The sequence below is a fragment of the Aquabacterium sp. UBA2148 genome, from assembly GCF_002328915.1.
Taxonomy (GTDB): Bacteria; Pseudomonadota; Gammaproteobacteria; order Burkholderiales; family Burkholderiaceae_C; genus Aquabacterium; species Aquabacterium parvum.
This window is the reverse complement of sequence record NZ_DCXA01000270.1, coordinates 17,975-27,055: the sequence shown is the minus strand read 5'-3', so window position 1 is coordinate 27,055 and position 9,081 is coordinate 17,975. Positions and strand designations below refer to the sequence as shown.

Below are 9,081 nucleotides of genomic sequence, written 5' to 3'. Positions count from 1 at the left end.
ATCCGGGCCTTGACCTGATCGACCCCGACGACGAAGGCCACGCGGTGGCGCCTTACCTTGCCGTGCCCGCCGTGCTGGTGCGCCTGTTGCTGCCGCTGGCAGGGGTGTTTGCGTTTCACCTGTTCATGCGCGGGCACAACGAGCCGGGAGGCGGTTTCGTGGCTGGGCTGGTGGTGGCCATTGCCTTCATCGCGCAGTACCTGGTGGGGGGCACGCGCTGGGTGGAGGCACGGCTGCGCCTGCGGCCCATGCGCTGGATCGCCTTCGGCCTGCTGGTGGCCCTGGCCACCGGCCTGGGCTCGCTGGCGCTGGGCTACCCCTTTTTGACCACGCACACCGCGCACCTGCAGTTGCCGGTGCTGGGCGAGGTGCACGTGCCGTCAGCGGCGCTGTTCGATCTGGGCGTGTTCACCGTGGTGGTGGGTTCGACCTTCCTGCTGCTGAGCTCGCTGGCCCACCAGTCGATGCGCGCGCGTCGGCAGCAAGCCGTGACGATCGAGGCCGAAGCAGCCCAGGTGGCCGACATCGCGCTGGCCACCCAATCCAGGGAGGCGCACTGATGGAGCTCGTGATTTCCCTGGCCATCGGGGTGTTGGCGGGATCGGGGGTGTGGCTGGTGCTGCGTCCGCGTACTTTTCAGGTGCTCATTGGCCTGTCGTTGCTGGCGTATGCCATCAACCTGTTCATCTTCAGTGTGGGCAGCCTGGCCACCGACAAGGAGCCCATCGTCAAGCCCGGCATCAGCCCTGACCTGTTCAATTACAGCGACCCGCTGCCTCAGTCGCTGGTGCTCACGGCCATCGTCATCGGTTTTGCCACCACGGCGCTGTTCCTGGTGGTCATCCTCGCGCTGCGGGGCCTCAGTGGCGGTGACCACGTTGACGGCAAGGAGGACGAAGCATGAGGGCCGAACTCGTGGTGGTGCCCGTGCTGCTGCCGTTGCTGACGGCCGGGCTGATGCTGTGGGCCGGGGAGGGGCGGCGTCGGCTCAAGGCAGCGGTCAACGTGCTGTCGACGGCGTTGACGCTGGCCGCAGCCGTGGCGCTGCTGGTCTGGGTGAATCAGCAGGACGCTGCCGCGGCCTTTGGCATCTACCTGCCAGGCAATTGGCCGGTGCCCTTTGGCATTGTGCTGGTGGCCGATCACCTCTCGGCCTTGATGGCGGTGCTCACCGGGGCGCTGGGGCTGACGACCCTGCTGTATGCGCTGGCGCGCTGGCAGCACGCCGGGGTGCACTTTCACGTGCTGTTTCAGCTGCAGCTCATGGGCCTGTATGGCGCCTTCCTGACGGCCGATTTGTTCAACCTGTTCGTGTTCTTCGAGGTGCTGCTGGCTGCCAGCTATGGCTTGTTGCTGCACGGTGGGGGCAACAAGCGGGTCAAGGCGGGCCTGCACTACATCGCCATCAACCTGATGGCTTCGTTGCTCTTCCTGATCGGCGTGGCGGTGCTGTACGGCGTGACGGGCACGCTGAACATGGCCGACATCGCGCAGAAGCTGCAGTCCGTGCCCACCAGCGACCGGGGCTTGTTGCACACGGGCGCGGCCATCCTGGCGATTGCCTTCCTGGCCAAGGCGGGCCTGTGGCCGCTGAACTTCTGGCTGCCTGGGGCTTATTCGGCGGCGAGCGCACCGGTGGCGGGGTTGTTTGCCATCCTCACCAAGGTGGGCGTGTACGCGTTGCTGCGGCTGTGGACGCTGTGCTTTCCCGAGACCGCGGGTGCGTCGGCCCACTTCGGCAGCGGTGCGCTGATCTGGGGTGGTCTGGCCACGCTGGCGTTTGGCGCCATCGGCATGCTGGCGTCCCAGCAGCTGGCGCGGCTGGCGGCTTACAGCGTCATCGCTTCGTCGGGCACCCTGATCGCGGCCATCGGGTTTGATGCGCCGGCCCTCAGCACGGGCGCGCTGTTCTACCTGGTGAGCTCGACGCTGGCCGGTGGGGCCATGTTCATGCTGGTCGAGTTGCTGGAGCGCTCGCGTCAGGTGGAGCTGGGCCCGCAGCAGATCGACGATGGGCAGGACCGACTGCCGGCTTTCTTCGATGCCGCGCCACCACCGGGCGTGAACCTGGACGACAACGAAGACGCGCTGATCGGCCGGGCCATACCGGGTGCGCTGGCGTTCCTGGGCGTGACGTTCGGCATTTGCGCTGGCGTGGTGGCCGGGCTGCCGCCTTTCTCAGGCTTTGTCGCCAAGCTGGCCATGTTGCAGGCGCTGCTGCAGCAAGGCAGCACGCCGGCCTGGGCGCTGTTGGTGCTCCTCATCGTCTCGGGCTTGTTCGCGGCCACGGCGCTCATGCGGGTGGGCATCCGTCATTTCTGGGGCGCTGCCGATCGTGCCTCGCCCAGGCTGCGTGTCATCGAGACCTTGCCCATCGGTGCCTTGCTGGCCGCTTCGGTGATGCTGGTGGTGTGGGGCGAGCCAGCCCTTCGCTACGCGCGGGACACGGCCGATGCCTTGCACAACCCGGAGCGCTACATCGGTGCCGTGATGTCGGCCAGGCCCTTGCAGCCGATGCACTCGTCGGGTGATGCGTCCGCGCAGGCGCCTGCTGTCTTGACGCCTTCAGGAGCCCAGCCATGAAGCGCATCGTGCCTGCACCCTGGCTTTCTGTGGGCATCTTCGGGGGCTGGTTGCTGCTCAATCAGTCGCTGTCTGTGGCCCAGTTGCTGTTGGCGTTCGTCGTCGCCCTGGCGATGCCGCTGCTGTTTTCGGCGCTGCGTCCTTCTCCCGGGCCGATGCGGCGCTGGGGCGTGCTGCTGCGGCTGATCGCGCTGGTCGGCGTCGACGTCGTGGCTTCGGCGCTGCAGGTGGCTTTCGGGGTGCTGCGAGCCAGGCGCCGTCCGCCTCAAAGCGCTTTCGTGACCGTGCCGCTTGAGTTGCGTGATCCGCACGCCCTGGCTGCCTTGGCCGTCATCACGGCGGTGGTGCCAGGCACCGTGTGGTCGGAGCTGGCGGCGGATCACAGCGTCCTGCTCGTGCACGTGTTCGATGTGCCCGATGAAGCCGCCTTTGTCGCGCACTTCAAGCAGACTTATGAGCGCCCGCTCAAGGAGATCTTTGAATGAGCCCGCTGCTTGCCATCGCCATCTCCATCACCTTGATGCTCTATGCCATCGCCATGGTCTTCGGCCTGATGCGCATGGTGCGTGGCCCCAGTGCGCAGGACCGCGTGCTGGCGCTCGACTTCCTCTACATCGTGGGCATGCTGGTGATGATGGTGCTGGCCATTCGCTTTGAAAGCAGCATGTACTTCGAGGGTGCGTTGCTGATGGTGTTGTTCGGCTTCGTGGGCTCGGTGGCCATGGCCAAGTTCCTGCTGCGCGGGGAGGCCATCGAATGAGCTGGAGCCCGAACTTGTGGGCCGAGGTGGTGATCGCGGCGCTGCTGTTGCTCAGTGGTTTGCTGGTCCTGTTGGCCGCGATGGGCCTTTGGCGCCTGCCTGATTTTTTTGCGCGCATGCACGCACCGGCGCTGGCTTCAACGCTGGCGGCATGGAGCGTCACCCTGGCCTTCATCGTGTACTTCTCGGTCCGCGAAGGTTCTCTGGCCCTGCACGCCTGGTTGGTCATCATCGTGCTGGCCATCACGGCGCCGGTCAGCGCCATGGTGCTGGCGCGGGTAGGGCTGTTCAGAGGGCGGCGCGCCGGGGCGGAATTGCCTGCGCCGCTGTCCGGGCCCCCGGCTCAGGGGAATCACGCTGCAGCTCGGCAGGCTTCTGGGATAAATTAAAAAACAGATCAAAACCTGTGCACTGGCGAGACGCTGGGTGCACGCAGTCAGGGAGAAGCAACCATGAACCGATTGGCCAGTTTCGCGGTGGCGCTTTGCGCCGTCGCCTCGTCCGCTCACGCCGCCACCATTTTTCAATCCGCAACGGGTCCGTTCGACAAGTGGGCCTGCTGCGCCGGCTCCAGCATCAGCGACACCCAGTTCATCGGCGCGTCGTTCGCCATCAGCCAGGCCACCAAGGTGGATGCCATTGGCGGGCACTTCAACAACTTTGCCGATCACCCTGATTTCGGCCTGGGCGGCGCGGTCTTCGGTGCCATCGTGAAGCTGGGCAGCGATGGCCTGCCCGTCGGCGATCTTTCGCAGCTTGACGGCGTGTTGGCTTACAAGGTGTTCACGCCGGATTCGGGGGTCGACTCCCAGACATCCATCGATGTCACGCTGCAAGCGGGCCAGTACGGTCTGGTGTTTGGGTCTGGGCTCTTCGGTGCCGATGGCAGGTCTTCGCTGACCTTTGTGCAACCGGGTGAAGCCACCACGTCGGATGGCGCGGTGATGTCCCTCAACAACTCCAGCTTCCCGACCTGGGGCTGGATGGATGACACCCCCAACCGCTTTCGCTTGTTCGTGTCTGGCTCCCCGGTTTCGTCGGTGCCAGAGCCTCAAGCCTGGTTGATGCTGGCAGTGGGGGTGGCAGGGTGCGGCCTGGTTCACCGCAGGCGTTCGGGCGGCTTCGGCTCCGGCCTCACCACTTCATCTCGCCCTTGTTGACCTTGGCGCCGATGTCCAGCGCCAGGCCCATGCCCGCTTGCGGGTAGGCCTGCTTCATGGCCTGGATCAACGCGGCGGCGTTGGCGGCCTTGGCTGACTCGGCCTCGAAGCGCTGCAGGTAGCTGCGCGTGTAGGCGATGCTGCTGGCGTCCAGAGGTGTGCCGGCCTGCATGTGGCCGGGCACCACGGTGTCGGGCTTCAATGCGGCGATCTCGTCGAGTTGCGCCAGCCAGGCCTGGCGCTCGCTGGCCTTTTGTGTGTCGGCCGTCCACACGTGCAGCCCACCGAAGATGGCGATGTTGCCCACCACCGCCTTGATCGACGGGATCCACACATAAGGCCGGTGCGCCAGCTCGCCCGTGGTGCCGCGCACCTCGATGGCCTGGCCGTCCACCGTCAGCGTGGTGCCCTGCATGGCCTCGGGCACGACGGGCGTGCGCGGGGCGTTCGAGCCCATCTTCGGCCCCCAGAACGACAGCTTGCCAGCCAGTTTGGCGGCGATTTTCTCGCGCACGGCGGGCGTGGTCAGCACCTGGGCCTGCGGGAACTGGGCCTTGAGCACCTCGGCGCCGAAGTAGAAGTCGGGGTCGGCGTTGCTGATCAGGATGGCCTTGAGGGCCTTGCCGCTGTCGAGCACGTTGGCCGCCACGCGCAGCGCATCGGCGCGGGTGAAGCCGGTGTCGATGACGACGGCTTCTGTCGGGCCACTGACCACCACGGCGTTGACGTGGAAGCTGTTGGCGTCGGCGTTGTGAACCTTGAGCGCGAGCGGCGCAGCGGTTTGTGCGACGGCGGCCGAATGTGCGACCACGCCCAGGGCGAGTGCAGACAGCAGGCGGGCGGGGCGAGCGATGAGGGGTTTGAACATGGGGGACTCCGGTTGAAGCTGCCTTGGAGGCGATGGGTCCACTGTATTGATGTTGATTTGGTTGATAAAGTGCGGTTCGGTTGATGATTTGTTGCATGAATCGATGAAAATGCCTTTCCCTCTGCCGAACACGGAGACTCGATGGACCGCCTGAGCGCCGTGCGCGTGTTCGTGGAAGTGGCCGACCGAGGCAGCCTGACCCAGGCCGCCGAGCACCTGGACATGTCTGCCGCCATGGTCAGCCGCTACCTGGCGGCGGCGGAGGGCTGGTTGGGCGCGCGCCTGTTGCACCGCACCACCCGCAAGGTCAGCCTGACCGACGCTGGCCTGGCCGCGCTGCCCTCGTGCCGGCAGCTGCTGGACATCGCCCAGGACACCGAACACCTGGCCGCCGAGCGAAGCCGCGAGCCCTCCGGCGTGCTGCGCGTGACCACGGCCGGCTCGTTTGCCGAGGCACAGCTGACCGCCGCGCTGGTGGACTTCCAGCGCCTGCACCCGCAGGTCGAGGTGGTGCTGTCGGTGGGCGACAAGGCCACCGACCTGGTGGCCGAGCGCGTGGACCTGGCCGTGCGCATCACCAACACCCTGGACGACAACATGATCACGCGGCAGTTGGCGCGTTGCCGCTCGGCGCTGTGCGCCTCACCCGAGTACCTGGCCCGCCACGGCACCCCGCGCGTGGCCGAAGACCTGCGCCAGCACCGATGCATCGCGCACGCCTCGGGCATCGGGCCGCAGTACCGGTTCACGCGTGGCGACGCGGTGGTGACGGTGCCGGTGAGCTGGGGCTTTCACACCAACGAGACGGCGGTGCTGCGCCGCGCGGTGCTGTGTGGCGCGGGCATCGGCATGCTGCCGACGTACTACCTGGGCGACGACGTGCAATCAGGCCGGCTGGTGAGGTTGCTGCCTGATCACGAGCCGCAGGTGCTGGGCATCCACGCGATTTACCTGTCGAGGCGGCATCAGCCTTTGGCTTTGAGGTTGTTGGTGGATTTTTTGGCGCAGCGGTTTGCGGGGGAGGTGGCGCCTTGGGATGTGGGGATGCCTTGAGATGAGCCTCTGCCATCTGCCCACAGGGCCAGGGCCTGCAGGCGCGGGCGCACCCGCAGGAAGCCGCAGTAGGCCCATTCCAGCGCGGACAGTGCGCCGGGCAAGCGGGCTGCGCGCGCCAGCCAGCGCCAACCGGGCAGGCGCGCCCACATGGCCACGAAGGCGGCTGCGCCGTCCAGTCGGGAGCCGTCGGCGAGCTGCACGTGAAAACGCGCCAACAGCCGGGTGCGTTCTTGCGGCGGCAAGTTACTGTGGGCTGCACTGACGTCGACGAAGCAAAGGGCGCTGTCGGGGCGCTGCGCAGCCAGGCCCTGCACGTGCGCCATCTCGCGCCGGCACAGGGGGCAGGCGCCGTCGTACAGGACGGTCAACTCGTCGGGTTGGGCAGGTTGGGGCACAGGCACTCCAGCAATCAAATAAATTTTAGGGTGGAGGTTGGCGCAGGGGTGGCGTCAGTTTGGGGTCTGTGGGCGCGCCAGCCTTGCCTGGCACCACTGCCCCATGGCCGCATGCCCGCACGCGCCATGGATGGCTGCGGCACGGTCAATGCACCTCCCCTGCAATCTCGCCCATAGCAAAATCGATGGTGAACGCGCCCGAGACCCCCTGACAAAAAGGAAAACGCGAATCACATGACTCGAATCACTCTTTTGCTTTCTGCTCTGGCCATCACGACCCTGGCTTCGTGCGCGAAAAAACCTGAGTTCAGCGAATTCACGCCCGAGGACACATCGATCGTGGTGCAGATGCCAAGGCCCATCGAGCACAAAACCAAGGAGGCACAACTTGGCGATGAGGATGTGACGGCGCATGCATACATGGCCTCCTTCGATGGAGTGAACTACGTGTTGAACCACCAGGCCATTCCCGAAGCATTGCAGGAGCGGATGCGCCGGGTTCAGACCCAGGACGCGCTGGATTCGGCCATCGCCCAACTCGTGCAGACCTCTGGCGGGACCGTGATGGAGCAAAGTGGGGTGTCGCTGCCCGGCGCAACGAAGGGCTACCTGGGGCGCGAAGCCAAGCTGAAGTTGCCCGATGGGCGCAGCATGATGCTGATTCGCATCTTCCCTGCTGGCGAGTCTTACATCCAGATCGCCGCGACGTTCCCGGCCGAGCCGTCATACAACCAGGAGCTTTATGCGCGGCGTTTCGTCGAGTCCGCACGCCTGCGCTGAGAGACCATGAAGCACGTGTCGCACGCATGGGCCGCGCCCGTTTCCTTGCTGGGTCTGACGCTGGCGTTGGTGCTGTCGCTCATCGCCCGCACGCGATGGCAGGTTGTGGCGGGTGTCATCGAGGTCGCACCTCGTGATGGCTGCCACGCCTTCGGTACCAGGTGCTTGAAGAAGTTGCCGTTTGACGCCATCACCCTGGGCCATGTCGTGATCGGCTCCAGCACCTCGTGCCTGCGGTCTTTGCGTGCGCACGAACACGCGCACGTCCGTCAGTACGAGCGATGGGGCGTGTGCCTGTTGATCGCTTACCCTGCCGCCAGCGTCTGGATGCTGGCTCGGGGGCGCAGGCCCTACCTGGACAACCCGTTCGAGGTCCAGGCGCGGGCCGCAGAACGTCGCTGACCAGGCCGTTCACCACGGCGGCTCCCTCCGATGTGGGCGCGGCAGGGCGATTCGGCAGCGTGTGCCGCCGCCGGTTCCCCATCAGGGCTGGCCTGAGGCCACTTGGCTGCTGGCCACACACAAGCGATTGCGCCCTGCGGCCTTGGCTGCATACAAAGCCTGGTCTGCCTGCGCCAGCCAAGCGTCGGGTGACGCCAGGCCTTCTCGCCATTCGCAAAGCCCGATGCTCACGCTCACGCTGACCGCATGACCATCGAGGGTCACCACGCGCTCTGACAGCAATTGCCGGATTCGCTCCAGCGGGATGAGCGCTTCCTGCTCGCCCGTCGACGGCAGCAGCACCGCGAACTCCTCGCCGCCCACGCGCGCGGCCAGGTCGCTCTCGCGCAGCACCTCCAGCAGCACCCCGGCAAACGCCTTGAGCACGGCATCGCCCATGGCATGGCCATGCTGGTCGTTGACCTGCTTGAAGTGATCGAGGTCCATCAGCGCGATGGTGGCCGGTGCGCTGTAGCGTCGGCACTGGGCCAGCAGGCTGTCGGTCACGTCGAAAAAGCGGCGACGGTTGGCCAGCCCGGTCAGCGCATCGACCGTGGCCTGGCGCACCAGTTGCCGCTCCACGCGAGCGCGCTCTTCTTCCACCGCTCGCGCGTGGATCAAGGTGCCCAGGGTCAGCGTCAGCGGCTCCAGCATCTGCACCATCGCGGGCTCGTAGCCTTCCTGGCGATTGCCCAGGGCCAGCAGGCCCAGCACCTTGCCGTCGTGGCGCAAGGGGATGCCCATGAAGCCCTGCAGCGAGGGGATGCCGGGTGGGTTGGTGTTCTGACCCGGGTGGTTGATGGCGTCGTTGGTGCACACCACGGTGTTGTGCTTGACCACGTAGCCGAACAGGTTGTCGAGTTCGGTGAAAAGCACCCCCTGGGCCGCGTGCAGGTGCCTTTGCTGCCAGTGGTGGCTGGAGGTGTCCCAGCTCAGGTTGGACACCGATGGCACCCGCAGGGCGGCGCTGCCGTCTTCTGCTGACTCGAGGATGCCGATGAAACCGAATCGGCTTTCCGTGAGCTCCAGCAGCGGCTC

The 9,081-nt window shown here is 66.2% G+C and carries 13 protein-coding genes; 10 read left to right on the top strand and 3 right to left on the bottom strand.

Features of this window, described 5'->3' with window-relative positions; translation table 11 throughout:
- The 7 genes from B2W70_RS15080 to B2W70_RS15050 form a co-directional block, all read left to right on the top strand.
- Positions 1 to 560, top strand: a 560-nt coding sequence (locus tag B2W70_RS15080) for an MnhB domain-containing protein (protein WP_286746900.1), incomplete at its 5' end; no start/stop codon positions are given.
- Entirely contained in the window at positions 560 to 904 is a 345-nt protein-coding gene (locus tag B2W70_RS15075; protein WP_058087676.1) for a Na+/H+ antiporter subunit C, read from the top strand. The genes B2W70_RS15080 and B2W70_RS15075, both read left to right, overlap by 1 nt.
- Positions 901 to 2,583, top strand: a complete 1,683-nt coding sequence (locus B2W70_RS15070) for a monovalent cation/H+ antiporter subunit D (protein ID WP_058087677.1) — start codon at positions 901 to 903, stop codon at positions 2,581 to 2,583. Before B2W70_RS15075 ends, B2W70_RS15070 begins: the two co-directional genes overlap by 4 nt.
- Complete coding sequence (locus B2W70_RS15065; protein ID WP_286746897.1) at positions 2,580 to 3,068, top strand: Na+/H+ antiporter subunit E; 489 nt, start codon at positions 2,580 to 2,582, stop codon at positions 3,066 to 3,068. Before B2W70_RS15070 ends, B2W70_RS15065 begins: the two co-directional genes overlap by 4 nt.
- Positions 3,065 to 3,343 carry a K+/H+ antiporter subunit F gene (locus tag B2W70_RS15060; protein ID WP_058087679.1) on the top strand — a complete coding sequence of 93 codons (279 nt, stop codon included), beginning with the start codon at positions 3,065 to 3,067 and terminating at the stop codon, positions 3,341 to 3,343. The genes B2W70_RS15065 and B2W70_RS15060 overlap by 4 nt, the downstream gene beginning before the upstream one ends.
- The gene (mnhG, locus tag B2W70_RS15055; protein WP_286746894.1) at positions 3,340 to 3,732 is read left to right on the top strand and encodes a monovalent cation/H(+) antiporter subunit G; all 393 of its coding nucleotides are present in this window, start codon (positions 3,340 to 3,342) and stop codon (positions 3,730 to 3,732) included. Before B2W70_RS15060 ends, mnhG begins: the two co-directional genes overlap by 4 nt.
- A gap of 63 nt (positions 3,733 to 3,795) precedes the next feature.
- Positions 3,796 to 4,503, top strand: coding sequence for a hypothetical protein (locus B2W70_RS15050; protein ID WP_286746892.1), 708 nt, complete (start codon positions 3,796 to 3,798; stop codon positions 4,501 to 4,503).
- On the opposite strand, the gene B2W70_RS15045 is transcribed toward B2W70_RS15050, so the two are convergent.
- Positions 4,478 to 5,371, bottom strand: coding sequence for an MBL fold metallo-hydrolase (locus tag B2W70_RS15045; protein WP_286746891.1), 894 nt, complete (start codon positions 5,369 to 5,371; stop codon positions 4,478 to 4,480). The two genes, B2W70_RS15050 and B2W70_RS15045, sit on opposite strands and share 26 nt — an antisense overlap.
- A gap of 141 nt (positions 5,372 to 5,512) precedes the next feature.
- Between B2W70_RS15045 and B2W70_RS15040 the strand changes: the two genes are divergently transcribed.
- Complete coding sequence (locus tag B2W70_RS15040) at positions 5,513 to 6,424, top strand: LysR family transcriptional regulator (protein ID WP_286746889.1); 912 nt, start codon at positions 5,513 to 5,515, stop codon at positions 6,422 to 6,424.
- Here B2W70_RS15040 and B2W70_RS15035 read toward each other — a convergent pair.
- Positions 6,337 to 6,822: a thiol-disulfide oxidoreductase DCC family protein gene (locus B2W70_RS15035; protein ID WP_286746888.1), complete on the bottom strand. Its 486-nt coding sequence runs from the start codon at positions 6,820 to 6,822 to the stop codon at positions 6,337 to 6,339. The genes B2W70_RS15040 and B2W70_RS15035 overlap by 88 nt on opposite strands.
- Positions 6,823 to 7,161: 339 nt before the next feature.
- Here B2W70_RS15035 and B2W70_RS15030 point away from each other — a divergent pair, with 339 nt between their 5' ends.
- Together B2W70_RS15030 and B2W70_RS15025 are read left to right on the top strand one after the other, a co-directional pair.
- Positions 7,162 to 7,602 (top strand): hypothetical protein, encoded by a 441-nt coding sequence (locus B2W70_RS15030; protein ID WP_286746886.1) that lies wholly within the window; start codon positions 7,162 to 7,164, stop codon positions 7,600 to 7,602.
- 6 nt (positions 7,603 to 7,608) lie between these two features.
- Positions 7,609 to 8,004, top strand: a complete 396-nt coding sequence (locus B2W70_RS15025; protein WP_286746885.1) for a signal peptide prediction — start codon at positions 7,609 to 7,611, stop codon at positions 8,002 to 8,004.
- Positions 8,005 to 8,085: 81 nt separating this feature from the next.
- On the opposite strand, the gene B2W70_RS15020 is transcribed toward B2W70_RS15025, so the two are convergent.
- Positions 8,086 to 9,081 (bottom strand): sensor domain-containing diguanylate cyclase (locus B2W70_RS15020; RefSeq protein WP_286746884.1); only part of this gene is annotated, 996 nt, incomplete at its 5' end.